Annotated in this window: 25 protein-coding genes and 1 CRISPR repeat array; of the genes, 13 read left to right on the top strand and 12 right to left on the bottom strand. The window is 67.8% G+C overall.

The window, feature by feature from the left end; all coding sequences use genetic code 11:
• On the top strand, nucleotides 1-208 hold a 208-nt coding region (locus ACFYTQ_RS34615; RefSeq protein ID WP_387370006.1), incomplete at its 5' end, for a hypothetical protein.
• A gap of 191 nt (nucleotides 209-399) precedes the next feature.
• Nucleotides 400-733: a CRISPR direct-repeat array (repeat unit 28 nt; unit sequence GGCTCATCCCCGCGCGTGCGGGGAGCGC).
• 362 nt (nucleotides 734-1,095) lie between these two features.
• On the opposite strand, the gene ACFYTQ_RS34610 is transcribed toward ACFYTQ_RS34615, so the two are convergent.
• Nucleotides 1,096-1,506: a DUF397 domain-containing protein gene (locus tag ACFYTQ_RS34610; RefSeq protein WP_387370004.1), complete on the bottom strand. Its 411-nt coding sequence runs from the start codon at nucleotides 1,504-1,506 to the stop codon at nucleotides 1,096-1,098.
• Between the two features lie 13 nt (nucleotides 1,507-1,519).
• Nucleotides 1,520-2,392, bottom strand: a complete 873-nt coding sequence (locus ACFYTQ_RS34605) for a helix-turn-helix domain-containing protein (RefSeq protein WP_387370002.1) — start codon at nucleotides 2,390-2,392, stop codon at nucleotides 1,520-1,522.
• A 416-nt stretch (nucleotides 2,393-2,808) separates the two neighbouring features.
• On the opposite strand from ACFYTQ_RS34605, the gene ACFYTQ_RS34600 reads away from it, so the two are divergent.
• Together ACFYTQ_RS34600 and ACFYTQ_RS34595 are read left to right on the top strand one after the other, a co-directional pair.
• Nucleotides 2,809-4,152 carry a hypothetical protein gene (locus ACFYTQ_RS34600; protein ID WP_387370000.1) on the top strand — a complete coding sequence of 448 codons (1,344 nt, stop codon included), beginning with the start codon at nucleotides 2,809-2,811 and terminating at the stop codon, nucleotides 4,150-4,152.
• Between the two features lie 5 nt (nucleotides 4,153-4,157).
• Complete coding sequence (locus tag ACFYTQ_RS34595) at nucleotides 4,158-5,054, top strand: phosphotransferase family protein (protein WP_387369998.1); 897 nt, start codon at nucleotides 4,158-4,160, stop codon at nucleotides 5,052-5,054.
• A 203-nt stretch (nucleotides 5,055-5,257) separates the two neighbouring features.
• On the opposite strand, the gene ACFYTQ_RS34590 is transcribed toward ACFYTQ_RS34595, so the two are convergent.
• The gene (locus ACFYTQ_RS34590; protein WP_387369996.1) at nucleotides 5,258-5,518 is read right to left on the bottom strand and encodes a hypothetical protein; all 261 of its coding nucleotides are present in this window, start codon (nucleotides 5,516-5,518) and stop codon (nucleotides 5,258-5,260) included.
• 22 nt (nucleotides 5,519-5,540) lie between these two features.
• Between ACFYTQ_RS34590 and ACFYTQ_RS34585 the strand changes: the two genes are divergently transcribed.
• The gene (locus tag ACFYTQ_RS34585; RefSeq protein ID WP_387369994.1) at nucleotides 5,541-6,419 is read left to right on the top strand and encodes a Scr1 family TA system antitoxin-like transcriptional regulator; all 879 of its coding nucleotides are present in this window, start codon (nucleotides 5,541-5,543) and stop codon (nucleotides 6,417-6,419) included.
• 98 nt (nucleotides 6,420-6,517) lie between these two features.
• On the opposite strand, the gene ACFYTQ_RS34580 is transcribed toward ACFYTQ_RS34585, so the two are convergent.
• The 8 genes from ACFYTQ_RS34580 to ACFYTQ_RS34545 form a co-directional block, all read right to left on the bottom strand.
• Nucleotides 6,518-7,378, bottom strand: a complete 861-nt coding sequence (locus tag ACFYTQ_RS34580) for a lysophospholipid acyltransferase family protein (protein WP_387370018.1) — start codon at nucleotides 7,376-7,378, stop codon at nucleotides 6,518-6,520.
• Nucleotides 7,379-7,455: 77 nt separating this feature from the next.
• Nucleotides 7,456-8,274 carry a GNAT family N-acetyltransferase gene (locus tag ACFYTQ_RS34575; protein ID WP_387369992.1) on the bottom strand — a complete coding sequence of 273 codons (819 nt, stop codon included), beginning with the start codon at nucleotides 8,272-8,274 and terminating at the stop codon, nucleotides 7,456-7,458.
• A 131-nt stretch (nucleotides 8,275-8,405) separates the two neighbouring features.
• A complete protein-coding gene (locus ACFYTQ_RS34570) occupies nucleotides 8,406-9,167 on the bottom strand; it encodes an ABC transporter permease (RefSeq protein ID WP_387369990.1) in 762 nt (253 codons plus the stop codon).
• Nucleotides 9,164-10,156 carry an ATP-binding cassette domain-containing protein gene (locus ACFYTQ_RS34565; protein WP_387369988.1) on the bottom strand — a complete coding sequence of 331 codons (993 nt, stop codon included), beginning with the start codon at nucleotides 10,154-10,156 and terminating at the stop codon, nucleotides 9,164-9,166. Before ACFYTQ_RS34565 ends, ACFYTQ_RS34570 begins: the two co-directional genes overlap by 4 nt.
• Nucleotides 10,157-10,216: 60 nt before the next feature.
• A complete protein-coding gene (locus ACFYTQ_RS34560; protein ID WP_387369986.1) occupies nucleotides 10,217-10,831 on the bottom strand; it encodes a PadR family transcriptional regulator in 615 nt (204 codons plus the stop codon).
• A 13-nt stretch (nucleotides 10,832-10,844) separates the two neighbouring features.
• A complete protein-coding gene (locus ACFYTQ_RS34555) occupies nucleotides 10,845-12,107 on the bottom strand; it encodes a glycosyltransferase family 4 protein (protein WP_387369984.1) in 1,263 nt (420 codons plus the stop codon).
• On the bottom strand, nucleotides 12,104-13,618 hold the full coding sequence (locus tag ACFYTQ_RS34550) for a 1,4-alpha-glucan branching protein domain-containing protein (RefSeq protein ID WP_387369982.1): 1,515 nt from the start codon (nucleotides 13,616-13,618) through the stop codon (nucleotides 12,104-12,106). Before ACFYTQ_RS34550 ends, ACFYTQ_RS34555 begins: the two co-directional genes overlap by 4 nt.
• A gap of 4 nt (nucleotides 13,619-13,622) precedes the next feature.
• Nucleotides 13,623-14,402, bottom strand: a complete 780-nt coding sequence (locus ACFYTQ_RS34545; RefSeq protein ID WP_387369980.1) for a class I SAM-dependent methyltransferase — start codon at nucleotides 14,400-14,402, stop codon at nucleotides 13,623-13,625.
• A gap of 189 nt (nucleotides 14,403-14,591) precedes the next feature.
• Here ACFYTQ_RS34545 and ACFYTQ_RS34540 point away from each other — a divergent pair, with 189 nt between their 5' ends.
• The 8 genes from ACFYTQ_RS34540 (at nucleotide 14,592) to ACFYTQ_RS34505 (ending at nucleotide 22,042) form a co-directional block, all read left to right on the top strand.
• Nucleotides 14,592-15,377 carry an electron transfer flavoprotein subunit beta/FixA family protein gene (locus tag ACFYTQ_RS34540; protein ID WP_387369978.1) on the top strand — a complete coding sequence of 262 codons (786 nt, stop codon included), beginning with the start codon at nucleotides 14,592-14,594 and terminating at the stop codon, nucleotides 15,375-15,377.
• Between the two features lie 34 nt (nucleotides 15,378-15,411).
• Nucleotides 15,412-16,371: an electron transfer flavoprotein subunit alpha/FixB family protein gene (locus tag ACFYTQ_RS34535; protein ID WP_387369976.1), complete on the top strand. Its 960-nt coding sequence runs from the start codon at nucleotides 15,412-15,414 to the stop codon at nucleotides 16,369-16,371.
• 157 nt (nucleotides 16,372-16,528) lie between these two features.
• Complete coding sequence (locus ACFYTQ_RS34530; protein WP_387369974.1) at nucleotides 16,529-17,488, top strand: aminoglycoside phosphotransferase family protein; 960 nt, start codon at nucleotides 16,529-16,531, stop codon at nucleotides 17,486-17,488.
• Between the two features lie 281 nt (nucleotides 17,489-17,769).
• The gene (locus ACFYTQ_RS34525; RefSeq protein ID WP_387369972.1) at nucleotides 17,770-19,443 is read left to right on the top strand and encodes a sensor histidine kinase; all 1,674 of its coding nucleotides are present in this window, start codon (nucleotides 17,770-17,772) and stop codon (nucleotides 19,441-19,443) included.
• Nucleotides 19,443-19,853: a roadblock/LC7 domain-containing protein gene (locus tag ACFYTQ_RS34520; protein ID WP_387369970.1), complete on the top strand. Its 411-nt coding sequence runs from the start codon at nucleotides 19,443-19,445 to the stop codon at nucleotides 19,851-19,853. The genes ACFYTQ_RS34525 and ACFYTQ_RS34520 overlap by 1 nt, the downstream gene beginning before the upstream one ends.
• 8 nt (nucleotides 19,854-19,861) lie before the next feature.
• Nucleotides 19,862-20,209: a DUF742 domain-containing protein gene (locus ACFYTQ_RS34515; RefSeq protein WP_387369968.1), complete on the top strand. Its 348-nt coding sequence runs from the start codon at nucleotides 19,862-19,864 to the stop codon at nucleotides 20,207-20,209.
• Nucleotides 20,184-20,810, top strand: coding sequence for an ATP/GTP-binding protein (locus ACFYTQ_RS34510; protein WP_387369966.1), 627 nt, complete (start codon nucleotides 20,184-20,186; stop codon nucleotides 20,808-20,810). Before ACFYTQ_RS34515 ends, ACFYTQ_RS34510 begins: the two co-directional genes overlap by 26 nt.
• The gene (locus ACFYTQ_RS34505; RefSeq protein ID WP_387369964.1) at nucleotides 20,807-22,042 is read left to right on the top strand and encodes a cytochrome P450; all 1,236 of its coding nucleotides are present in this window, start codon (nucleotides 20,807-20,809) and stop codon (nucleotides 22,040-22,042) included. Before ACFYTQ_RS34510 ends, ACFYTQ_RS34505 begins: the two co-directional genes overlap by 4 nt.
• 65 nt (nucleotides 22,043-22,107) lie before the next feature.
• Here ACFYTQ_RS34505 and ACFYTQ_RS34500 read toward each other — a convergent pair whose 3' ends face one another.
• On the bottom strand, nucleotides 22,108-22,965 hold the full coding sequence (locus ACFYTQ_RS34500) for a LysR substrate-binding domain-containing protein (RefSeq protein ID WP_387369962.1): 858 nt from the start codon (nucleotides 22,963-22,965) through the stop codon (nucleotides 22,108-22,110).
• Between the two features lie 111 nt (nucleotides 22,966-23,076).
• On the opposite strand from ACFYTQ_RS34500, the gene ACFYTQ_RS34495 reads away from it, so the two are divergent.
• Nucleotides 23,077-24,372 (top strand): NAD(P)/FAD-dependent oxidoreductase, encoded by a 1,296-nt coding sequence (locus ACFYTQ_RS34495; RefSeq protein WP_387369960.1) that lies wholly within the window; start codon nucleotides 23,077-23,079, stop codon nucleotides 24,370-24,372.
• The last annotated feature ends 42 nt before the right edge of the window (nucleotides 24,373-24,414 follow it).

Raw genomic sequence — 24,414 nt, 5'->3', positions numbered from 1 at the left:
GAACTCTTTCGGATACGGCTTCGGCACTGCGACATCCTCTCAGGCTCGCCACCCGGCAAGCCAACTCGGTTGTCACCTATCCGTGCAGCAGCCCCAAGTCGTCTCCGAAGTCCTTACGGCCGAAACCGATCGCCTTGTCGAGGAGTACTTCACGATGCAGGACCATCTGGCCGAGCAACGGCGCATCGACATGCGCATCGGAATCTGAACAGCCCACGCATGAGGCGCTGGGAGGGTCGCGGACACATTGCGCCTACCCCGCCGACGTCAGGCTTCCCAATCCGCAGACACGCATGTCCTTTACCTACTCTGGCCAAGCGCCTGCATGGGCATGCGAATCGTGCACGCGTACTGTGACAGCGCCCCAACGCACGGACACTTCCGAACACCCGTCGGGCGAGCTCATCCCCGGTCAACCGAGGAGGACGATGCGCTGCTGGGCGGCGATCTGGGCACGGTGGGCTCATCCCCGCGCGTGCGGGGAGCACCAGGCAGCGGGCAAGATCCTCGTCGGCTACCACGGCTCATCCCCGCGCGTGCGGGGAGCGGCTGGTCGGTGAAAATGGTCCCGAGCTGGTGAAGGGCTCATCCCCGCGCGTGCGGGGAGCGCGGTCGGTTTGAGTTTGGTTTTAGACCATGATCGGGCTCATCCCCGCGCGTGCGGGGAGCGCGAACTCAACGCCGCCCGCGCCGAAGCGCGGCGGCGGCTCATCCCCGCGCGTGCGGGGAGCGCACTTGTTGACCTGCACCGTTGTGGCGGCAGAGGGCAAAACTCATTCACTTTTCGCCGTACAGACACATCGTCCGAGGGATGACAGCTCTCGATCTAACCCCACTCACGCGGCCTGAGTGTTTCCGATACCTCCCCCTAACGTCGTCCTTCGTAGCCAACCGATTCAGTACTTCCACTGTCGAAAGGATGGTGCCTGACTAGTCGCCTCGCGGCTTCTACGACGGCGGCATCGGCCTGGACAACCAGCCGTTTCCACCGACGCGGCCCCTGACATTGCATTACCCCAGTACCCAGCCAGCCGCATGAGGCATTCACCTTGGACGTCTCGGGCCCACTTGAACGCAAGGGACCCTCCTCTGGACTCAGGCGGCTGCCTCGAGAGCGAACTCTCCAGCCTCTACTCCCCGCGTGAAAGCCATCCACTCGGCCGCGGTGAAGAGCAAGGCCCGACCATCCGCATCCGTCAACCGAACACTTCCGTCGATCTGATGAACGATGGCCGGAAGGAGATCACTCGAGTCCTGAGTCCCCCGCTTGCCGGCAACTTGCTCCAAGAACAACGCCCAGACGCCCACAGGGACCTCAATCACGGGCTCGCTCTGGGGATCCCCCACGTACTTGTCGTCGCGGATGAGCACCACGCCTCCGCAGCGCCGCACCTGCACGCAGTTCGACGCGTCACGGGAGAAGGAGGACTTGGCCCAATCGCCGCTCAGCTGGCCCCTGCGCGAAACTTCGTGCGGCCGTGTCGGATTCGTACCCCTTGCGCTCATGGCGAAATTCTACTCAGCTCCGTTCCTCAATTTTGCGCGCAGATTCTTCGATCAACGCCAGAGAGTCTGCGGCACTCAGAGCCTGATCGTGCATCTGCTGGAACGAGCGGCTGATATCGAAGACCCGGTCAGGATCGTCGATGATCTTGGCTTCCAGCGGCGATTCGTACCACGCCAGCGGGCCCAGAGCGGCGCTGGTGAATTCGAGGATGTAGAAGGTGCACCCGCCGAGAATCGGACCCGTGGGGCTGGTGAACGGAATGATCCTCAGATCGATCGTCTCCGGGTTCGACCGAATCATCCGGCTGAGATGGTCGAGTTGCTCGCGCAGCACGTCAGGACCGCCGAACTGTTGCTCGATGGCCGCTTGGCTGACCACGGCGACCAGCCGCAGGGGATCCCGATCACGCAGGCGCTCTTGACGTTTCAGCCGCGCAGCGACGCGGCGTTGAACTTCCTTGGCCGGGATGCCGATCTGGTCGGTTTCGATGAGGGCGCGGATGTACGCCTCGGTTTGGAGCAACCCTGGAATGAGCAGGCTCTCGAAGGTTCGGACCTCTTCGGCGCCGTATTCGAGTCCGTAGAGATTGATGTGTTGCGGGGAGAAGATCTTGTTGTAAGCGGCCCACCAGCCCGTCCCCACCGCGTACTCGCGCAACTTCAGCAGGTGCTCTCGCAGGTCCTTCGGGAACTCGAGCACGTCGAGTACCAGCGCGAACTTCTCGGGACCGACCAGCTTCTTATCGTTTTCGAACCTCGACCAGAAGGTGCTCGACACCTGCGCCGCCTTGGCGACGGCGGGACCGGTCAGCCCCAACTCCTCCCGCCTCTCGCGGCAGATCGCAACCAACTCCCATTTGGCGGCAATAGGCGAGACAGGTGGCATCGGTATCCCTCCTTCCGCCTGACGAGACAGCGGCGCACGTACCGTACCTCGGCAGGCGAGATGTGCCGGACCAGTCCACCTTCCGACCACCACTCGCCTGCGCTTGCCAGGTATTATTTACCGGTATTACCGTACCTTCGTTCGTGCGGCCGCTGGAGAGGCGGCGACGCAAGCGTTCCTGGCACCACAACGGCAGCAGGGGATCCAAAGATGCGACTCGTCAGCGATGCACAACGTAAATACACAGGGCCGCAAAGCGTTTCAGCGTCCTTCAGTTCGCACCAGCAGTCGTCGGTAGACGAGTAAGCCGAATGGCCAGCCGCCGAGAGCCTTTCACGTCGACCGACTGGGGCGTCCAACTCCGAGACTTCCGAGTGCGACTGTTGGGGATCAGTCGACTGAGGTTCGCCGAACTCGTGAACGACAAGGGCGCGGAGGCAGGTCTGCGTCTGAGTTGTACCGAACGTCACGTCACTCGCTGGGAGAACGGCGAAGTACGAAAGCCCTCAGCGGATTACGCCACAGCCTTGATAGCGCTGAACGCTCCGTGCCCGCAGGACGCATCGGTTCCCCGGCGTTCGCCGAGCGGATGGCACTCAGTCGAGGAACCGGTCCGCGGCGGTTCGGACGCGGTCACCATTTCCCCTGCGATGAGCGCCCAGGACTGCGATCGATTCCTCGAGGCCGTCGGCGCGGCGGTGATCGGTTCATCCACCGACAAATTGACCCCTTGGCTCCCTAGCCTGCCCCAATCATCCTGTGTGCCCGCCAGAGTCGACGGCGACGATGTCGCCTTCATCGTCTCGACAACGGCCGGGTTGCGACGCCAGGACCAACGCCACGGCGGGGCGACCGTCGTCGATATGGCCGCCGCGACCATGCGGGCCAGCCAGGGTCTGCTCCTCGGTTGCAAAGATCACCGCACCAAGACAGCGCTCGCGGTGGCCCTCGCCGACCTCGCCCGGGTAGCGGGCTGGGCTTATCACGACATCGGCGATCACCGCCGAGCACGCCAATACCTCACGCTCGCAATGCTTTACGCCGGAACCGCCGGGGCACCCAGCCTGGTAGCCAGCATCCTCTACGTGCTGGGCCGCATCAGCCTCGGCGACCGACGCCCGCAGCACGCTCTGCGCATGTTCCAACTCGGCCAGGTCCCCGCCCAAGACGCCGCGAACAACGCCGAATCGGCACGGTTGCACGCGAACGCAGCCTGGGCGCACGCCATGATGGGCAACGAGCGACTGATGCGGGAATCGCTGGGCCGCGCGGAACACGAACTCGGCCGCGTGGACGACAAACAGATCGACCCATGGACGCGGGTGTTCTTCACACCAGGAGAATTCACCGGCCTGCAATCGGTGATCTACAACGAGATGGCCGCCACCCTGCACGATGACCCCGCCAGATCCGCTCGCTACACCTCGGCAGCGCTCGACCTGATCGCCCATTCCTTGGCCGCACCCCTGTACGCTCGCCCGACTCGCAGCGTGCTGTTCGACCACATCACAGCCGCCGCGTGCCAATTCCGGCTCCACGAAACAGAATTGGCGGTCGAGTCGGCCCGAACGGCGCTCGATATGTCCTCAGGGATTCTCAGCGCCCGTGCAGTGGACCGCCTCAGATCCATCGCGGACCCGGCGGCCAGCATCGATCACAACGACGCCCGGGAAATCCGCCGACGGATCCGACGACTCATGCACCCCCAACAGGAGCAACAGGCCATGTCGGCCGAGAGCAGGACACCCTCCGTAGGATGACCGGCGTGGCGACGCAACTTTCGCCGCGGCAGTTCGACGAACTCCGCGAAGTCGTGGTCGACGCCTGCGCACAGGTCGGCCTGAACGGGCACGGAGCCGAGCTGATCCAGTACACCGTGAACGCCACCGTCCGGTTGCGAGACGCGCCCGTGGTGGTCCGCGTCAGCGCGGGAGAAGTCGGCCGCGCTCGCGGCGCACGAGTCGTCGACGCGGCGCGCTGGCTCGTCACCCGAGGCGCGCCCATCGTGGAGCCGTGGGCCTGCGATCAACCGATACATGTCGGGGACTACACGGTGACCTTCTGGCACGAACTCGCAACCAAGAAGCAGTGGACGGCCGAAGAGCTCGTCGCGCCCCTCAAAGCCCTTCACGCACTCGAACCTGTTGACACGCTTGCCAATTGGGATCCGTTCACCATCGCGCGACAGCGACTTGCCGCAGCCGATCCGGTCGTATCCGACGAGGATCTGGCCTGGCTGTCGAAACAGTGGTCCGAGGCCGAACAGCAATACCGAGCCACCGAGTCGACCATGCCGATCGGCGTGGTCCACGGCGATCCCCATACCGGGAACCTTCTGCTGGACGAGCGGACCGGGCGGGCGGTGCTGTGTGATCTCGACGAGACGGGGATCGGTCCGATCGCCTGGGATCTGGTGCCCCAGGCGGTCGGCGCGGAGCGGTTCGCGCGCCAGGACTTCTACCGGAAGTTCGTCGCCGCTTACGGTTCCGATGTGCGCAACGAGCCTTATTGGCCTGTGCTGCAACGTATTCGAGAACTGATCATGGTGACGAGTGTTCTTCCCGGACTCGGCCATCGGCCGGAGGTCGCCGCACAGCACGCCCACCGTCTCGCCAGTCTGCGCCAAGGCCATCGGCACGCCCTCTGGGCTCGATACCAATAACCTGCCACACGCGGGCTCGTCCCGAGAGCTATAGAGCCCTCCGCCATTCATGGTCACGCGGCGTAGGGATGTCCTGTTTTACATGACACGAATTCAGCCGAGTGTCCTGAATCGCGTCATGGTGGCACGTGCCGCAACGGAGTTCACTCGAGGAATGACGTTGTCGCACAATGCGTGTCTTGAGGGAACACTTCGGCGAACCGTCACGCCGATGTGAGCAACTCGTGCAATGCCACCTCGCCGTCGACTTCGGTGTTCCCGGAATACCGATACAGCACTACCGAGCCGAGGAGCACGCCGCGCGAATCTTCGCGGCCGAGGCCGAACGACAGCAGCTGGCACACGTCACGATCGACCACGACGTGACCTTCGACCTCAAACCCCTTCCCTACCAACGACTCTTCCTCTTCGACTGTCGGAGATCCCACGTCGCCGATCGAACTGATCGCTTGAACCCGAGCCACATACGAATCTGAAAGGACGACAATGCCCGCACAAGGATCGACACTCGCGCTCCGAGCGCTCGGCCGACGGCTGTACACATTGCGGAAGAAAGCCGATATCAGCCAGGGCTACGCCGCGAGCATTCTCGGAATATCACCCCAAACCATGGGCAGGGTCGAAGAAGGACTCTCGGCACGATCAGCGAGCGACCTCTACATGAACACCCTCTGCGACCTCTACAACGCACCACAAGACGAGCGCCGACTCATCCTCGCCCTGGCGCACGAAGTCCGGGTCATCGCCAAACGGGGTGGCGGATGGTGGCGAGCGCACCTGGACCAAGGCCCGGTCGATTTCGACCCCTACACCGTCGTCGAAGGCGCGGCCAATCGACTGACCATCTGGGCGGTCATCGTCCTGCCCGCTATCGTCCGCACGCCCGACTACACCCGCGCGATGACCTGGACCCTGCATCCGAACGAACCCACCGACCAGAATGAGGAACGCATCCAACGCGCCCTCAAACAGCAACGCAGCCTTGATGATCCGGACCTCACCGTCGAGATCATCCTGTCCGAGGCCGCGCTGCGCGAAGAATGGGGCGGTTCCGCCGTCATGGCCGAGCAACGCCGCCACTTGGCCGAGATCGCCCAACGCCCCAACGTCACGATCCGAGTGGTCCCCTTCACCACCCGCCACCACCTCGGACCCCTCGTCGGCCCGTTCTCCCTTATGGAGTTCCCCCCGATGTCCAAATCACGGATGACCCACCCACCGATCGTTCACATCGAGGGCTACGCGGGAGACCTCTACCTCGAACGCTTCGAAGAGGTCAGCCACTACAAGGCCGCAATCCCCGAACTCCGACGCGCAGCCCTGACCGAAACCGACTCCAGGGCACTACTTCTGCACGAGAACTAACCCTAGCCGCACCCTTTGTTCGGATCCGCACCCCTATCAGGGCCACAGAACGGGTGCGGATTCGAATAAAGGGTGCGGCTGGGTTGCCGTACCTGGGGTCAGGAGGCTGCGGGGATGGGGTCGGGGATGATTTCTCGGGTGGGGCCGGTGCCTACCGCTGTGGCGTGGGCATCGATGTCGACGGTCTCTTCGCCGCGGATGGCGGATTCGCACCGACGGGCCAAGTCGTGGCGATCGGAGCCCGGCTGTTCCAAGGGCAGCAGAACGATCTCGGCCACAACGCCTTTCGAGCGCAACACTCGGCGGGCCGAATCGAGGAAGGTGTCCACGCCGACGAAACCGGGGACAGTGGACAGCTCGCCGTCAGCGTCGAGGTAGCGCAGCCGAATCGGCTGAACAGGCACCCCAGCATCCACCGCCGCCTGAAACAGCGCAGGCCGCGAACGCCCATGCGCCCGCCCACACCACGTCGTCCCCTCGGGGAACATCGCCACCCGCTCCCCCGCCCGCAACCGAGCCGCCATCTCCCCGATCACAGACGGCAACTGCCGCAACCGCTCACGCTCGATCGGAATGACCCGCATCCGCCGAGCAAGCCCACCCAGCACCGGCCACTCGATCAGATCGGCACGCGCCACGAAACCCATCGGCCGCACCGCCGCCAGAACGATGACATCCGTCCACCCGACATGCGGGGCGACCGTCAGCACCCCACCCTCACCCACGTCCGACGACGCCCCACGCTCATCGATCACCCGCAACCGAATCCCACAGGAGCGCAGCACCGCCCGCGCGTAGCGGCGATGCAACCAGGGCCGGAAACTCCGGGGAGTGGCGACATTGACGACGGGAAAGCTCACGAACAACCCGATCACGCTCAGGATGCGGAAGCCCGTGCGAAGGCTCCCCGCCGCCGCGTCGATATCGACACAGGAAGGCCCACACGGGCTCGACGGCATCCAAGCGTGCACCGGCGCCGCCGGTGGACACGACAGCTTGCCGGAACCAGGTAACGACTGCACTGCGAGGGTCATGATCACCGTCCGTCGAAAGTGTTTGCGGCGCTCTGCAATCGATCGAGATAACGAGTGTTGATGGTGGACAGCCCGAGCAACGCGACGAAGTCCGCGACGGCGAAGTCGGGATCGTGCGCGGGCTCGCCGCAGATCTCGGCGTTGAGCCGCAGGTACCCACGCAGCAACGGCGGGATCTTCGGCCGCGCAGGCGGTTCCAGCTCGTCGAGAGTCAACCCGTCCACCACCACGGGGTTGTACGGCCGCACCCGCTGCGCCGGATCGCACGCGTGCCGGGCCATGACGAAATCCCGCACCCCGCGCACGTTCACCCCGGGCGCGTCGGCCTCGGTCTCGCGCATCGGCACCGACACGCACCCCATCACCCAGTCGTAGCCGGTGAGCTGGATGTAGTGCAGAATGCCCGCCCACATGAGCGTGAGGACCGAGCCGTTGCGGTGGTCGGGAACCACGCAGGCGCGGCCCATTTCGACGATGCGGCGGCCCTCGGGGTCCATGTCGGTGAGGTCGAATTCGGTGGCGGTGTAGTAGCCCCCGGCCGCGCGCACCTTGTCCGGCGGCAGCATTCGGTAGCACCCGACGAACTGGTCGGTCAGTTCGTCGCGGACCAGCAGGTGGTCGCAGTGCTCGTCGAAGCGGTCGGCGTCGAGGCCGTCGGCGTTGACCGGGATGTCGAATCCCGGCTCCGACGCGAACACCTGGTAGCGCAGCCGCTGGGCGGCGGTGCGATGTTCGAGGTCGGAGGAGACCACCAGCGAGTACTGCGACCGGCCCGCCCCGGCGTCCGCGCGGCCCGCGGTCAGCACTGACGTAGATGTCATGACCCGATGAAGCCAGTTCGAGTCGGCCCGGGAGCGACCGCCGAGTGTCGCCCCGATGCCAGTCCGGTGAACGAGACGGCCGTCACACATACCGTTCACCGGCTCGACGATTCGGGTTCGCCCGGTCTCCCTCAGGCGTTTTCGCGAGCGAAGCTGCGCGCCCCGATCACGATCAACACCACTGCCACGACCGCGGTGAGCCCGGTGCCGAGGTACACCTCCGAGGCGGTGAAGTCGCCGCGGAACAACGCGCGGGCCGCCTCGACGGTGTGCTTGAACGGATTGGCATCGGACACCACGCGCAACCACGTCGGCCCCAGGCTCATCGGCAGCAGAATGCCCGACAACAACATGAGCGGCACCGCCACCGTGTTGAGGATCGAGGCGAGCACGTCCTCCGCCCGCGCCCACAGGGCCAGCGCGTACGAGCCCGACGCCAGCCCGGCGGCCATCACCGAGATCAGCAGCACCGACGCCAGCAGCCCGAACACATTGGGCCGCAACGAGAACGCGATCACCGCCACCGCGACCAGCACCAGCGCCTGCACGATCAGCACGACCATATCCTTGAGCACCCGTCCCAGCAGCAGCGCGCCGCGCCGCGCGGGGGTGACCCGTTGCCGTTCGATCACCCCGGCCCGCAGCTCCCCCACCATGCCGAATCCGGCGAACATCGAACCGAACAGCCCGACCTGGATGACCAGCGCCGGGGTGAGGACCTTCCAGGGGTCCGCGCCGCCGCCCAGCGACGGCGCGATCGCCTTCACCAGCGGACCGAACAGCACCAGATACAGCACCGGCTGGCTGAGCCCGATGAAAACCCAAGCGGGATTGCGCAATTGGACGCGCAGCTGCGACCAGAAGATCAGGCCGGTCTCACGGAGAAAGGTCATCGGTCCTCCTCCCGGAGTGAACGCCCGGTGACGGTGAGGAACACGTCGTCGAGGCTGGGTCGTTGGACGGTGAGCGAGCCCGGGGTGATGCCGTGCTCGTCGAGGGCGCGCAGCAGCGGCACCACGGCCGCGTCGCCGCGCGCTACGGTGAGGTGCACGCGCCCGTCGGTGTACAGCTTCGAGCGCGGCGCGACCGTCTCCTCTGCGATCCGGATCGCGAGATCGGCGTGCGCGTCGGCGATTTCGAGGCTGATGACGTCGCCGGAGATGCGCTGTTTGAGTTCGTCGGGCGTCCCGGCCGCGACGATCTCGCCGTGGTCCATCACCAGGACGCGGTCGCACAGCGCGTCGGCCTCCTCGAGGTAATGGGTGGTGAGCACGATGGTGGTGCCCTGGTCGCGCAGCCGCCGGATGTGCCCCCACAGATTGGCCCGGCTCTGCGGGTCCAGTCCGGTGGTCGGTTCGTCCAGGTAGATCAGGCCGGGCCGGTGCACCAGGCCGAGGGCGATATCGACGCGGCGGCGCTGCCCGCCGGACAGCTCGCGGCATCGGCGCGGGCCCAGGCCCTCCAATTCCAGTGCGGTCAACAGGCTTTCGGCGCTCGCCACCGCCTCGGCCCGGCTCATGCCGAAAAGCCTTGCCTGCAACACCAATTGGTCGATGACCAGCTCCACGTCGGCGGTCATGCCGCCCTGTGCCACATAGCCGATGCGCGAGCGCACGGTTCGGGGGTCGGCGCGCAGATCGGCCCCGGCGATCGCCGCCTCCCCCGCCGTCGGCGCGAGCAGCGTCGCGATCATGCGCAGGGTCGTGGTCTTGCCCGCTCCGTTGGGGCCGAGCAGCCCGACGATCTCGCCGTCGCGCACCTCGAAGTCCACGCCGCGGACCGCCTCGACCGGACCCGTTTTCGTTCGAAACGTTCGCGCCAGCCCCCGAACCCGGATGACCGAGGTTCGGGTGCGTTCACGAACGGTTGCCGTCGTTTCCATACCGAGAACGGTAGGAACGACGGCCCGAATAGTCAAGCTTTAGTATTCAGACTTGATTAGCTACGCTGGGGCGGTGCCCTCCTCCGTCCACGGCGGGATCGTCCACACGTTCAGTTCACCGGATTCGATGCGCCGCAACGTTTTTCGCGACCATTCCAGATCGGCCCGGGTGTGGTCGGCGGCCAGTTGCAGAAGGTCGGCGACGTTGTGCGGCTCGGCCTCGGCCGGATGTCCGGACCCGGCGAGCACGCGCGCCACCTCGCGCTCGAGATGCAGCAGATCGGCCTCGAACTTGAGGATGCGGCTGCGCAGCGCGGCCACCACCTCGTCGCGCGGCGCGGCCGGGAACAGCGCGATCGCCGCGTAGTAGGGGTGCTTGGGCTGCTCGGTCGACCACAGCGCCTCGCGCACCAGGTCGCCGAACACCTTCTCGCCCTCGGCGGTCATCCGATAGGTCGTGCGCTCGGGTCGCGCCCCGTCCTGGCCGACCTCCTCGACCGCGATCAGACCCTCCCGGTGCACGGTCTTCAACGCGCCGTAAACGGAACCGGGCTTCACATTGGCCCAGTCGTCGGCGTGCCAGGACAGCAGTTCCCGGCGCACGTCGTACCCGTGCACCGGTTGCAGCATCCGGACCACCGCCAGCACCAGCATTCGCGTCGTGGGGACAGCCATGCCGGAGATTCAATCAGAGCGGGTTGCCCGGATCCCGTTCCGGCAGCGGCCGTTCGACGATCTCGGGGCGCCCCAACGGATTTCGCACCCGGCGCTTGGCGGCCTGGTAGACCTGGATGGTCTCCGCGGCCACGACATCCCAGGCGAAGTCCTCGGTCAGCCGCTCGCGCGCGGCGTAGGCGCGGTCCTGGGTGGCGGCCGGATCGGCGAGCACGGCCGTGACCGCGTCGACGAGGCCGTTCACATCGGCGGGTTCGAACGACGCCCCGGTCACGCCGTCGAGCACGAGTTCGCCCAGCCCGCCCGCGGTCGAGGTGATCAGCGGCGTCCCGGCGGCGGCGGCCTCGAGGGCGACGATGCCGAACGGCTCGTAGCGGCTGGGCAGCACGATCGCGTCGGCTCCGTGCAGCCAGCCCAGCAGTTCCACGTGATCGAGGCGGCCCACGAAGTTCACCGCCCGCGCGACCCGATGCACCCGGGCGCGCTCGCGCAGCCAGTCGAACTGGGTGCCCACCCCGGCCACGGTGAGCGTGGTCCCCGGATGCGCGCGGCGCACGCGCGGCAGCGCGGCGATCGCGTCCTGCACGCCCTTCTCGTATTCCAGCCGCCCCACGTACAGCAGCCGCGGCGGTCCCGAGCGCGGCGCGCGATCGCGAAAGGTCCACGCGCCCACGTCGATTCCGTTGCGGATCACGGTGATCGCCGCGAGGTCGGGGCCGTAGAGCCGCTCCACCTCGTCCTGCATCGACGCCGAACACGTGATGAGCGCGTCGGATTCGCGGGCCAGCCACCATTCGACCGAGTGCACCTGCTTGTTCACCCGGCCCGACACCCAGCCGCTGTGCCGCCCGGCCTCGGTCGCGTGGATCGTCGACACCAGCGGCACGTCGTAGTGCTCGGCCAGCGCGATCGCGGGGTGCGCGACCAACCAGTCGTGGGCGTGCACCACGTCGGGGGTCCAGCCGTCGGCGATACCCGGCTTGCTCAGCCCGATTCCGGCGCGAACCATGGCGTGGCCCATGGCCAGCGTCCAGGCGAGCATGTCCTCGCCGAAGTCGAAGCAGGGCGGATCCTCGGCCACCGCGACCACCAGCACGCGGTCCTCGATGTAGGAGTGGGTGGGGTGGGTGGCCGCGTCGGTGCCCATCGGGCGGCGGGCCAGCACGACCACCTCGTGCCCGGCCGCGGCCAGTTCGGTGGCCAAATGGTGTACGTGCCGACCGAGCCCGCCGACCACCACCGGTGGGTACTCCCACGACACCATCAAAATTCTCATGCTGGTCCTTCGAGGCGGCGCGCGTCGAGCGCCGGAAAGAGTCCGTCGGCCGCGTACCATCCTGCCGCCAAGTGCCCGGCTTTGGCGAGTTGGCCGGACGAGAGGGCGGCGGCGATCTCGCGCACGGCGTGGGCGTGCTGGTGGGCGCGGTCGCGGGCGTACCCCGCCGCCGAATCCTTGCTGACCATGAAGGCCCAGTCGCTGGAGACGGTCAGAATCGCCTCGCGCAGCAGCTGATCGGCCACCGGATCGCGCGAGCCGTCGGCCTGCACCCGCATCTTGTCGAGGGTGTCCAGGGTCAGGCGCACGATCTCGTCGTCGAGTTCGACCAGATCGGCGACCTGCTCGCCCGCCCACACCCGCCAGTCCTTGCCCGAACCCCACGACGAATCCGCCAATTCGACCGGGGCGCCGACGAATCCGCGCGCGCGGGCGTCGGCGAGCGTGCCGACGGTGACCCCGGCCTCGGGCAGCGCGCGCAGCACCTGTTCGAGCCAGAGCGGACCCTCGTGCCACCAGTGCCCGAACAGTTCGGTGTCGAACGCGGCGACCACGAGCGCGGGACGGCCGATGCGCTCGGATTCGGCGATCAACCGCTCGCGCACGGTCCGCACGAAATCCGCGACGTCGCGGGCGACCGCGGCCGCGGCGAGGTCGGGATCGTAAGGAGCCTTGTCGGGTCCGGCCACCTGTTTGCCGGTGACGCGCACGGGTTTCAGGCCCGTGGCGTGGTCGTAGTGATGGAAGTCACGGTAGTGGGCGTGGCCCGGATAGCCGGACTTCGGCGACCACACGCGATAGCTGACCTGGAGATCGCGGCCGAAGGCGAGCACCGGCGAATCCCACACGGGGCGGCCCAGACTCGTATCCCCGCGCAGCGCGGGACCGTCGACCATGAAATGCGTCACACCCGCGGCGGCGTAGGTCGTCTCCATGCCGGGGGTGAAACCGCATTCGGGCGCCCAGATTCCGGTCGGCGAGTGCCCCCAGCGCTGCCGCGCGTCGGCGAGTCCCTCGGCGAGTTGGAAGGACCGCAGCCGCGGGTCCAGCAACGGCTGGAACGGATGCGCGAGCGGGCCGCCGAGCAGTTCGATCGCCTCGGCGTCGATCAACTCCCGCCACACCGGGGAACCGCCGTGCCGCCAGCGCAGCTCGAAATCGGCGAGCGCCTCGGTCGCGAGCCGATGCTCGTAGCCGCCGAGCGCGCGATTGCCCGCCAGCGCCGCCTCGTCCGCGCGCAGCCGCCAATTGCCCAGCCAGTGATGCATTCCCGACAGGCAGTGCGGATCGTCGAGCTGGGCGGCCAGCACGGGCGTGATGCCCAGGCTCAGCAGATGCGAACGGCCTTCGGCCGCAAGGGTTCTCAGCACCCGGGCGACGGGCAGATAGGAGGCGGCCCAGGACTGGTAGAGCCACTCCTCGCCCACCGGCCAGCGGCCGTGCCGGGCCAGCCACGGCAGATGGGAGTGCAACACCAGGGTGAACTGGCCCGGGACCACGCTGTCGCTCAAGGGTTCACCGAGCTTCGGGTTTGACCGCGACCGCCACCAGATCCAGGCTGGCGTCGATATCGGCGGTGCGCAGCACGAAGTCCTCGGTGCGCACGGCCGCGACATCGGCGGCGAGGTCGGCGGGCCACGGCTCCCCGGCCAGCGCGCGGCGGATCTGCGCGTCGATGATCGAGCCCTCCCATTTCGCGTCCAGCGCGAGCAGGTCCGGGCCGTGGTGCACGCCGGTCATCAGTTCGACGCGAAAACCGGCCGCCACCAACAACTCCGAGAGTTCGGCGGCGTTCAGCTCGCGGGTGTGGAAGGGGTTCAGCGGCGTATCGCGGCCGGGCGAGAACGTGATCCGGTTGGGGGTGCTGATGAGCAGCGTGCCGCCCGGCCGCAGCACGCGCAGGCATTCGCGCAGGAATCCGGCCTGATCCCAGAGATGTTCGATGACTTGGAAATTCACCACCACGTCGATCGTGCCGTCCTCGACGGGCAGGTCGGCGAGATTGCCCTGGATCATCTCCACCCGCGGGTAGGCCGCGCGCACGTGCTCGACCGCGCCGGTGTCGTAGTCCACGCCGATCACCCGCGCGGCGACCCCGGCGATCATGTTCGCGCCGTACCCCTCGCCCGAACCGGCCTCGAGCACGACCTGCCCCGCGCACCGATCGAGCAGCCGGGCGTAGACGATCTCGTGGCGGCGGAACCAGTAGTTCTCCTCGGGGATCCCCGGAACCGTCCGCTCACCGGTCAGCGGCAGGGTGTCGACGGGTGGCTCGACGGGTACGGCCTCACTCATTCACCCGACGTTAGCGGTTGCCTGTATCACACCCGGACTCGGAGGTGGTGATGCAGAACATCACACCCTAAGTTACCCATGAGTAACTTAACGTAGGGTAATGTCCCAGCACGAGCTATTCGTGGACGTACGGCCCGGTCGTGCGACCCCACCCCCCGTGCCATAAGAACAGGAGGTCGACGAAGACCAATGCCGAACATCGTCGTACTGATCAAGCAGGTTCCCGACACCTGGTCCGAGCGCAAGCTGTCCGATGGCGACTACACCCTCGACCGCGAGGCCGCCGACGCGATCCTGGACGAGATCAACGAGCGCGCCGTCGAGGAGGCGCTGTTGATCAAGGAGGCCCAGGGCGGCGAGGTGACCGTGCTCGCGATGGGTCCGGAGCGGGCCACCGAGGCCATCCGCAAGGCGCTGTCCATGGGCGCCGACAAGGCCATCCACGTCAAGGACGACGCGATCCACGGCTCCGACGCCGTGCAGACCGCGTGGGTGCTGGCGGGCGCGCTGGGCCAGATCGAGGGTGTCGAACTGGTCATCGCCGGTAACGAGGCCACCGACGGTCGCGCGGGCGCGGTGCCCGCGATCATCGCCGAGTACCTGGGCATTCCGCAGCTGACCCACCTGCGCAAGCTGGCGGTCGACGGCGACAAGATCACCGGCGAGCGCGAGACCGACGAGGGCGTGTTCAAGCTCGAGGCCAACCTCCCGGCCATCGTCTCGGTCACCGAGAAGATCAACGAGCCGCGCTTCCCGTCCTTCAAGGGCATCATGGCCGCGAAGAAGAAGGAAGTGCAGACCTTCAGCCTGGCCGACCTGGGCATCGACCCGTCGACGGTCGGCGTGGGCAACGCGGGTTCCGCGGTCACCGGTGTCACCCCGAAGCCGCCGCGCACGGCGGGCGAGAAGATCGTCGACGAGGGCGAGGGCGGCCAGCAGATCGCCCAGTACCTCATCGGCCAGAAGATCATCTGACGCCGCGCCCCGAGCTACGACAGGAGAGAGAACAATGGCAGAAGTACTCGTGCTCGTGGAGCACGCCGAAGGCGCGCCGAAGAAGGTCACCAACGAACTGCTGACCGCGGCCCGCACCCTGGGCACCCCCGCCGCCGTCGTGCTGGGCGCCCCCGGCACCGCCGACAAGCTGGCCGACGCGCTGACCGCGGCCGGCGCGGAGAAGATCTACGTCGCCGAGTCCGACGACGTCGACGGCTTCCTCGTCACCCCGAAGGTCGACGTGCTGGCCGGGCTGGTCGAATCCGCCTCGCCCGCAGCGGTTCTCGTGGCCGCCTCGGCCGAGGGCAAGGAGGTGTCGGGCCGCCTCGCCGCCCGCATCGGTTCCGGCCTGCTGGTCGACGTCATCGACATCAAGGAGGACGGCACCGCCGTGCACTCCATCTTCGGTGGCGCGTTCACCGTGGACGCCAAGGCCACCGGCGATCTGCCGGTGATCTCGGTGCGCCCGGGCGCGATCGAGGCCAAGGCGCAGTCCGGCGCCGGGGAGAAGGTCACCGTCGAGGTGCCCGCGCAGGAAGAGGGCGTCACCAAGGTGACCTCCCGCGAGCCCGTCGCCGGTGGCGACCGCCCGGAACTCACCGAGGCCACCATCGTGGTCTCCGGCGGCCGCGGCGTGGGCAGCGAGGACAACTTCCACAAGGTCGTCGAGCCGCTGGCCGACGCGCTCGGCGCCGCGGTCGGCGCCTCGCGTGCCGCCGTCGACTCGGGCTACTACCCGGGCCAGTTCCAGGTCGGCCAGACCGGCAAGACCGTGTCCCCGCAGCTGTATGTCGCCCTGGGCATCTCCGGCGCGATCCAGCACCGCGCGGGCATGCAGACCTCGAAGACCATCGTGGCCGTCAACAAGGACGAAGAGGCCCCGATCTTCGAGATCAGCGACTACGGCATCGTCGGCGACCTGTTCAATGTCGCCCCGCAGCTGACCGAGTCGGTCAAGGCCCACAAGGGCTGACGCCCTGCGGGCACCGAGCAGGAGGCTCGGCACCCTGCGGGTACCGAGGAGGCTCGGCACCCCAACCGATGGCCCCGGCATGCTTTTCGCCGGGGCCATCTCCCGTTTCTGCCGAAAATGCCTTGCCCCCAACGATTCCGGACGGAAGGGTAGGCGGATGCCCGTCACCGTGCCTCCCTTCGTAGCCGAGACGATTCGGACGAACTTCCCCGACCGCGGCGCGCGATGGCTCGCCGATCTGCCCGATTTGACGGAAAGACTCGCCGCCGAGTGGGAATTGGAGATCATCGGCCCGGCCTTCGAGGGCGGTACCCATTCCTTCGTCGCGCCCGTGCGGCGCGCGGACGGTTCGCTCGCCGTCCTGAAGATCCCGATCGTCGACGAGGAGAATCGGGCCGAGGCCACCGGGCTGTTCGCCTACGACGGTGACGGCGCGGTCCGGCTGTACGACTACGACCCCGCCTCGGGCGCGCTGGCGCTGGAGTGGGCGCGCCCCGGGACGCCGCTGCTCGAACAGCCGGGGTTCCCGGGCCTCGAGGGCCGCCCCGAGAACGCCGACCGAATCGAGCTGGCCTGCGGCCTGTTCCGGCGACTTCGCCGCACACCGGTGCCGGTTCCCGCCGAGTGGCCCGAGCTGCCGCGCGTCGCGGATATCGTGGCGGACTGGACCAACCGGTTCGTCGAGTCGAAACCCGCGTCGAAACCCGCATGGACCCAGGCCCTTCCGGCCCGCCTGCTGGACCGCGCCGCCGCCGACTGCGCCGACCTGGCCGTGCCCGACGGCCCACCGCTGATCGTCAACCGGGACACCCACCTGGGCAATATCGTTGCCGCCGAGCGCGAACCGTGGCTGCTCATCGATCCCAAACCCTGTCTCGGCGAGGCGGCCTTCGACGCCGGATTCCTCGTCATGATCCAGGTGCAGGCCGATCCGACCCCCGCCCACGCGGCGGCCGTCGTCGAGCGGACCGCGAACGCTTTGTCCGTATCGCCCGAACGCGTGTGTAAATGGGCCTTCCTCCGCGCAATGGAGGAAACTTCCTGGTCGGTAACAGACGGGGACGAGCGGTTGCGGGCGCTGCACCTGCGGGTAGCCCGCGCACTTTCGGCAACCTGACCGACCGGTTTCGAGAACGGCTCGAGGACAAGACATTTCCCTTGCCACCGACGAGACACCGTTGGGTCGCGCTCTCGTAACGAAAAGGTCGCTGCCACCCAGAAATGCTGATACTGTTTGCCGTCGAGCGCCGGGGCCGGTGATTATCTCCACCGTGCCGAGCCCGGCCCTTGGGACGTTGGAGTCATCCGGCCGAGTGGTGACGTGTGGTCGGCGAAATGAGGAAGGACGGACGGCCGGGCTGCCGGCGACGAGGGAACCTGATGAATCAATCTACCGCCGTGACGATTTCGTGGATCCTCGCCGTTGTCGCCTTACTCGCCGTATTCACGGCGTTGGCGGCGGCCTACTACGCGGCGCAGCAACGCACCCGGGTCGCCCGGGCCGAGCGAGCGGCGCAGACCCGCGCCACCGAAGCGGAACAGACGCTGCTCGCCCGCGAGGAGGACTTCGCCCACGCGCTACGCGCCCGGGAGGACGAGTTCGAACGCGCTCTGCGCACCCACGAGGACGAGCTCGAGCATTTCACCACCAGCACAACGAGTTTCATCGCCGACGCGGTGCGCCGCGGCGAACCGCGCGTGGAGTTGCAGCTCGGCGGCGGCGACCGTTTCGCCCATCTGCTCCAGGGGCTGGCCGATCGCTACGGCGAGGAGCTGCGCACGCTGGTCGCCGAGACCGAGCAGCGCGTCCGCCTCGAGGCCGAGCAGGCCACCCAGCAGGCGGTCGCGGCGGCCCAGCAAGCGGGCCGCACCGAACAGGACCGGGTCGCCAAGGAGGCCACCAGCGCCGCGGTGCGCGCGTTCGGCACCGCGGTCGTCAGTCTCGGCGCCGACGTGAGCCAGGTGGTCAGCAGCGCGCTGCGGGTGCACCGCGGCGACGAGGTGTACGAGACCCTCACCCGCATCGACCACAGCGTGCAGCAGATGATCCGTCAGGCGCAGTCCTACGTGATCGTCTGTGGCGGTCTGCCCGGTCGGCGCTGGCCGCAGCAGACCCTCACCGACGTCGTCGGCGGCGCGGTCGGCCGCGTCCGCGACTTCACCCGGGTGCGGCCGAACCAGCTCGATCGCATGGTCATCAGCCGCGCGGTGGAACCGCTGGTGCACACGCTGGCGACCTTGCTGGACAACGCCCTTCGCTACTCGCCGCCCACCTCGTTCGTGGACGTGACCTTCCAGGAAGGCCACCACGGCGTCACCGTCATCATCGACGACGCCGGTGTGCGGATGAACGCCGAGCAGATGGAGGAGGCCCGGCAGGTGCTGGCGGGCGAGAAGGTCGTCGACATCCACGGCCTCGGCCCCGCCCCGCGCGTCGGCTTCCCCGGTATCGCCGCCCTGGCCCGCCGCTACGGGTTCACGGTCTACATCGACGGGCCCAACACCTACGGCGGTATGCGCGCCATGGTCTACATCCCGGAGGCCCTGCTCGCCCAGCCCGTGACCGACACCCCGACCGAGAACGCTCCCGCCGCACCGGATCAGCCCGCGCTGCCCAGCCGTGCCGAGAGTCGCAGCGAGGTCGCGGTCTCCATCGTTCCCGCGGCCGTGGAGTCGGCTCCGGTCCCGGCGGCGCAGCCTGCCGAGATCGCCCCGCCCGCCGCGTTTTCCGCCCCCGCGGAGCTCACCAGGCCCACCGCGGTCCCCGATCCGGCGCGCGAATCCGCGCCGGCGGCCGCCTCCGCTTCCCTCGCACCCATCAGGTCCGCGTCGGAAACCACCTCGGAGGAGCCGGAACACGAGTCGACCGTGCACGACATCACCCCCGGCGGACTGCCCCGGCGTCGACGCCGTACCGTCGCCGTTTCCACCCTGACGCGTGGCCCGCGCCCGGACAGCGAGACGGAATCCGATAGTGATCTTCCCCGAATCGATATCGCAGCCGCCTGGCACAGCGGCTCCCGGAGCGGCCGTGCCGCCGCATACGAAAACACCGAAGGGATGACATCCTGATGGGCACACCCGTGACGGCCGTCGCCGACGGCACCAACAAGTTGGCCTGGTTGCTCGAGGACCTCACCGTTCCCGGCGTCCGATTCGCCGTCCTGTTGTCCGAGGACGGTCTGCGGATCGCGCATCACGGCCAGATCGACGTCGACGACGCCGAGCGCTTCGCCGCCGCCGCGTCGGGTCTGCGGTCGCTGGGCAAGGCGCTGGGCGAGTTCGCCGGCGCGGCGAATTCGGTGCGGCAGAACATGACCGAGTACGACAACGGGATGATCTTCATCACCGCCGCGGGCGAGGGTGCGCTGATCGGGGTGTCGGCCACCGGGGACGTGGACGTCAGCCTGGTCGCGCACCGCATGAACGAACTAGCCGCGCGGGTCGGCCGCGAACTCGGCGCTCTGCCGCGCCAGCGGTAGCCGCGGCCATGCGGCACCGACGTGATCCCGATCTGGTCCGGGCCTATGTGCGCACCGGCGGCCGTTCGCGGGCCAGCCGGGAACTGGACCTGGTGACTTTGGTTCTGGCGGCGAGCAATCCGACGCTCGGCATCGGCCCCGACGCCCGCCGAGTCATCGGAGTGTGCAGCCGACGCGGCGCGTTATCGATCGCCGAGATCGCCGCCTATCTAGACCTGCCGCCGTCGGTGGTGAAGATCCTCGCATCGGACCTCCTCGACAGCGGCCACCTGGTCGTCCCCGCTCCGGCCGAACCGACACCGGAGCTGGCCCTGCTCGAGGAGGTACTGAATGGGCTCCGCGCTCTCGCCGTCTGAGCGCCCGATCGCCCCACCCGAACGCACCGTCGACTATGTTCCCGAGACCGTCACCCGGTCGGTGAAGCTGTTGGTGGCGGGCAACTTCGGTGTCGGCAAGACGACCTTCGTGTCCAGCGTGTCGGAGATCCGGCCGCTGCGGACCGAGGAGACGATCACCGAGGCCAGCGTCGGCGTCGACGATATGGCCGGGCTGCCCGGCAAGGTGACCACCACGGTCGCCATGGATTTCGGCCGCATCACGCTGAATCCGACGCTGGCGCTGTACCTGTTCGGCACCCCGGGCCAGCAGCGGTTCGTCCCGTTGTGGGAGGAGCTGGCCCGCGGTGCGCTCGGCGCGCTCGTCCTGGTCGACACCCGCCGCATCGAGAAGGCGGACGAGGTGCTGGCCACGCTCGAGGAACGCGGCGTGCCGTATTCGGTGGCGGTCAACGAGTTCGAGGGCGGGCCGCGTTTCCCGCTCGAGGAGATCCGCGACGCCCTCGACCTCGCGCCCGACACGCCGCTCACCACGCTCGACGCGCGGGAGCGGCTGGGCTGCGTGGAATCGCTCATCACCCTTGTCGAATATCTCTTCCGACGCTCGGAGGCTCGTCTTTGACCTTGCCCGACCCGACACTCAACCGAACGCCGCACGGCTCGCCGATCGACAATGACGGCCCGCGGATTCCGCTGTTCACAGATGAATTCACGGCCGACCCGCACTCGATCTACCGCGAGATGCGGCGTCGGTTCGGGTCCCTGGTCCCGGTCGAGCTGGCCCCGGGAGTGCCCGCGACGCTGGTGATCGGCTACCGCACCGCGGTGCAGATCCTCAACGATCCCGAGCACTTCCCGGCCGACCCCCGCATCTGGCAGAAGACCGCGCCGACCGACAGTCCGGTCCTGTCGATGCTCGAGTGGCGGCCCAGCGCGCAGCGCAGCGCGGGGCTGGAACACTCCCGCTATCGCGAGGCCGACGTCGCCGCGATCGACGCCATCGACCTGCACGCCCTGCACTCGCTGGTCGAACGCCTCGCCGTCCCGCTGATCAACGACTTCTGCCAGGCCGGCCAGGCGGATCTGGTGGCGCAGTACACCGCTCCCCTGTCGGCGGGGGCGATCAACGCGCTGCTGGGCTGCCCGCCCGAGATCGGGCAGCGCATCGTCGAGGGGTTCGGCACGCTCGACGGCGACCAGGGCGACCGCGTCATCGACGAGGCGGCCGCGGAACTGGTGCGGCTCAAGCGAACTCAGCCCGGCGACGATCTGGTGTCGCGGCTCATGGCGCATCCGGCGCGGCTCACCGACGAGGAGATGCTGCATCAGATCGTCACGCTCTACCGCGCGGGCATCGAGCCCGAGCAGCACCTCATCACCAACACCCTGCGGCTGATGCTCACCGACGAGCGGTTCGCGGGCGGCCTGCTCGGCGGCGCGCTGCCCAGTCGCGACGCGCTGGACGAGGTGCTGTTCACCGATCCGCCGAGCGCGAACTTCTGCGTGAGCTATCCGCGGCGACCGGTCCTCATCGACGAGGTCTGGCTGCCCGCGCATCAACCGGTGGTCGTGAGCCTGGCCGCCTGCAACAACGATCCGGCGGTCGGGGCGCGCCAATTCGCCGACAACCGGGCGCATCTCGCGTGGAGCATCGGTCCGCACGCCTGCCCCGCGCGGTCGGCGGCCTATCTCATCGCCCAGGACGCCATCGACCAGCTGCTCGACGCGTTGCCGGAAATGCGTCTGGCCGTACCGGTTTCGCAGCTGAAGTGGCGGCACGGGCCGTTTCTGCGGGCGCTGGAGACGCTACCCGTGGTCTTCACGCCCAGTCCCCCACTGCCCCTTCTGTTCTGAGTCTCGCGGCCGCCGTGGCCTCACGCGCTGTGCAATGCCGCCAGCGGAAGGCCGGGAGCGCGGCCTCACGCGCTGTGCAAAGCCGACAGCAAAGTCTCCAGGATCGGGGAGATCCGGGCCTCGCTGCGCAGTACCGCCGACACCGGTACGCGCAGCGGGCGTCCGGCGAGCCGGAGGGTCGCGATGCCCTCGGTCTGGCTGTCGGCGTAGAGGATGGTCCAGGCGTCGGGCCGGTTGATCAGTTCCATGGTGGCGGTGTGGTCGGGCGGGATCGGCGGGCCGAAGGTCGGCCGGATGGGCAGGTCCGCGAACGCCTTGCGCACGACGTTGTGCAGCAGCACCTGTTCCTGTTCCGGCGGGAGCAACAGCGGGAAGTCGCCGAGCCGGGTGAGCGTCACATCCTCCCGGCCCGCCAATGGATGCGCGGTCGAGGTGGCCACCACGAGGTCCTCGACCCACAGTTTCTCCACCCGCAGACCGGGCTGATCGACGCTCCCCCGGATGAGAGCAAGATCACAGTCGCCGTCGGCCACCGCGGCGATGCGCTGCCGGAACGGCTTGATCACGAATTCGATCTCCGCACCCGGATGCGCCTCGCGCGCACCGGCTATCGCGGACAGCGAACGGTTTGCGAAGGACATGTTGGCGGCCAGGCGAATTCGCGGCCCGGATGTGCGAACAGCTGCGCGAATGGCGGATTCGAGGCTCAGCATCTGTTTCGCAAGGGGAAGTAGCCGCGTGGTAGCGTCGGTCGGCACCACCGATCGGGTGGAGCGCTCGAAGAGCTGCACACCAAGATCATGTTCCAGCCGCGCGATTTGGTGACTGATAGCGGATTGCGATATATAACATCGCGTGGCGGCGCGGCTGAAGCTCAGCTCCTCGCAGACCGCGACGAAATAGGACAGCTGCCGCAGTTCCATCGTGATCTCCATTCATGACCGATCCAGATAAGAGTCATCTGAATTATGCGCCCTGATCCCAGGAACACCGGCATTCCGAATCGCGGTTACTAATGACAGAAGGAGGCTGTCATGGACAACGTGGACGCGGGAATCGAAACCGCTGATGTCGTCATCGTCGGATCGGGCTTCGGCGGTCTCGCCGCCGCGAAGCAGTTGAACAAGTCGGGGGTGAACTACGTGCTCATCTCGAGCACGCCCGAGCACTTGTTCCAGCCGTTGCTCTACCAAGTAGCGACGGGTGTGCTCCCCGCGGCCGACATCGCCCCGCCCATCGCCGCGGTGCTGCGCCGGCATCGCAACGCCGATGTCCGGGTCGGCACCGTCGTCGACATCGACGCCGACGCCGCCGTGCTCACCTACGAGACCCCGCAGGGCCACCGCAAGATCCGGTACGGCTCGCTCATCGCCGCGACCGGCGCCAGCCAATCCTATTTCGGCCGGGACGATTTCGCGGACAAGACGTTCTCGCTCAAGACCATCGCCGACGCCGAGCGGCTGCGCGCGCAGATCGAGCGCGTGTTCGCCGAGGCGGCCACCGCGGACGCCAAGACCCGCGAGCGGCTGCTCAGCTTCGTGGTCGTCGGCGCGGGCCCGACCGGCGTCGAGGTCGCGGGCCAACTGAAGGAACTCGCGAAAAGGCATTACCACCAGGAGATCTCGGTCACGCTGGTGGAGGGCGCGGCCGCGGTGCTGCCCCCGTTCGGCGGCACCCTGTCGGAGTACGCGCGGGAGTCGTTGCGCCGCAACGGGGTCGAGGTCCTGCTCAACACGTTCGTCACCGATATCGAGGCGGGCAAGGTCACCGTCAAGGGCAAGGACGGCGTCGAGCACGGCATGAGCGCGGAGACCGTGGTGTGGTCGGCCGGTGTGCAGGCGGGCGGCTTCGCCGAACTGCTCGCCGAGGCGACCGGCTGCCCAACCGATCGCGCCGGGCGCCTGCTGATCAACCCCGACTGCACCGTCGGCGGCCACGCCGACATCTTCGCCATCGGCGATATGACCTCGCTCAACGGCTATCCCGGGCAGTCGCCGACGGCCATGCAGGAAGGCCGCCACGTCGCCGACATCATCCGGGGACGCACGCCCGCGGGCACCCCGTTCGTCTACTGGGACAAGGGCTCGATGGCGGTGATCAGCCGCTTCAGCGCCGTCACCAAGCTCAACGACAATGTGAAGTTCACCGGCACCCTGGCCTGGTTCACCTGGCTCGCGGTGCACCTGTTCTACCTGGTCGGCTTCCGCAACCGCTTCATCGCGGTGCTGTCCTGGCTGGTCGCCTTCATCGGCACGGGCCGCCCGGGCTTCGCCGAGGTGAACAAGAAGCACGAGCGCCCCGCGGAAGTCGAAGAGCGCCAAGCAGCCTGATCACGGGCCTCCGGCGTCCCCCGCTCGGACACCGGAGGCCCG

The organism is Nocardia sp. NPDC004068 (assembly GCF_042874315.1).
Classification (GTDB): Bacteria; Actinomycetota; Actinomycetes; order Mycobacteriales; family Mycobacteriaceae; genus Nocardia.
The sequence above is the reverse complement of the archived record's forward strand: the minus strand, read 5'-3'. Positions and strand labels throughout refer to the sequence as shown.

Excerpts from the sequence above, each read along its gene's own strand:
- ACFYTQ_RS34610 (WP_387370004.1), bottom strand. The coding sequence starts at position 1,506 with ATGAGCGCAAGGGGTACGAATCCGACACGGCCGCACGAAGTTTCGCGC.
- ACFYTQ_RS34605 (WP_387370002.1), bottom strand. The coding sequence starts at position 2,392 with ATGCCACCTGTCTCGCCTATTGCCGCCAAATGGGAGTTGGTTGCGATC.
- ACFYTQ_RS34585 (WP_387369994.1), top strand. The coding sequence starts at position 5,541 with ATGCCCGCACAAGGATCGACACTCGCGCTCCGAGCGCTCGGCCGACGG.
- ACFYTQ_RS34580 (WP_387370018.1), bottom strand. The coding sequence starts at position 7,378 with ATGCCGTCGAGCCCGTGTGGGCCTTCCTGTGTCGATATCGACGCGGCG.
- ACFYTQ_RS34575 (WP_387369992.1), bottom strand. The coding sequence starts at position 8,274 with ATGACATCTACGTCAGTGCTGACCGCGGGCCGCGCGGACGCCGGGGCG.
- ACFYTQ_RS34570 (WP_387369990.1), bottom strand. The coding sequence starts at position 9,167 with ATGACCTTTCTCCGTGAGACCGGCCTGATCTTCTGGTCGCAGCTGCGC.
- ACFYTQ_RS34565 (WP_387369988.1), bottom strand. The coding sequence starts at position 10,156 with ATGGAAACGACGGCAACCGTTCGTGAACGCACCCGAACCTCGGTCATC.
- ACFYTQ_RS34560 (WP_387369986.1), bottom strand. The coding sequence starts at position 10,831 with ATGGCTGTCCCCACGACGCGAATGCTGGTGCTGGCGGTGGTCCGGATG.
- ACFYTQ_RS34555 (WP_387369984.1), bottom strand. The coding sequence starts at position 12,107 with ATGAGAATTTTGATGGTGTCGTGGGAGTACCCACCGGTGGTGGTCGGC.
- ACFYTQ_RS34545 (WP_387369980.1), bottom strand. The coding sequence starts at position 14,402 with ATGAGTGAGGCCGTACCCGTCGAGCCACCCGTCGACACCCTGCCGCTG.
- ACFYTQ_RS34540 (WP_387369978.1), top strand. The coding sequence starts at position 14,592 with ATGCCGAACATCGTCGTACTGATCAAGCAGGTTCCCGACACCTGGTCC.
- ACFYTQ_RS34535 (WP_387369976.1), top strand. The coding sequence starts at position 15,412 with ATGGCAGAAGTACTCGTGCTCGTGGAGCACGCCGAAGGCGCGCCGAAG.
- ACFYTQ_RS34530 (WP_387369974.1), top strand. The coding sequence starts at position 16,529 with ATGCCCGTCACCGTGCCTCCCTTCGTAGCCGAGACGATTCGGACGAAC.
- ACFYTQ_RS34520 (WP_387369970.1), top strand. The coding sequence starts at position 19,443 with ATGGGCACACCCGTGACGGCCGTCGCCGACGGCACCAACAAGTTGGCC.
- ACFYTQ_RS34515 (WP_387369968.1), top strand. The coding sequence starts at position 19,862 with ATGCGGCACCGACGTGATCCCGATCTGGTCCGGGCCTATGTGCGCACC.
- ACFYTQ_RS34510 (WP_387369966.1), top strand. The coding sequence starts at position 20,184 with ATGGGCTCCGCGCTCTCGCCGTCTGAGCGCCCGATCGCCCCACCCGAA.
- ACFYTQ_RS34500 (WP_387369962.1), bottom strand. The coding sequence starts at position 22,965 with ATGGAACTGCGGCAGCTGTCCTATTTCGTCGCGGTCTGCGAGGAGCTG.
- ACFYTQ_RS34495 (WP_387369960.1), top strand. The coding sequence starts at position 23,077 with ATGGACAACGTGGACGCGGGAATCGAAACCGCTGATGTCGTCATCGTC.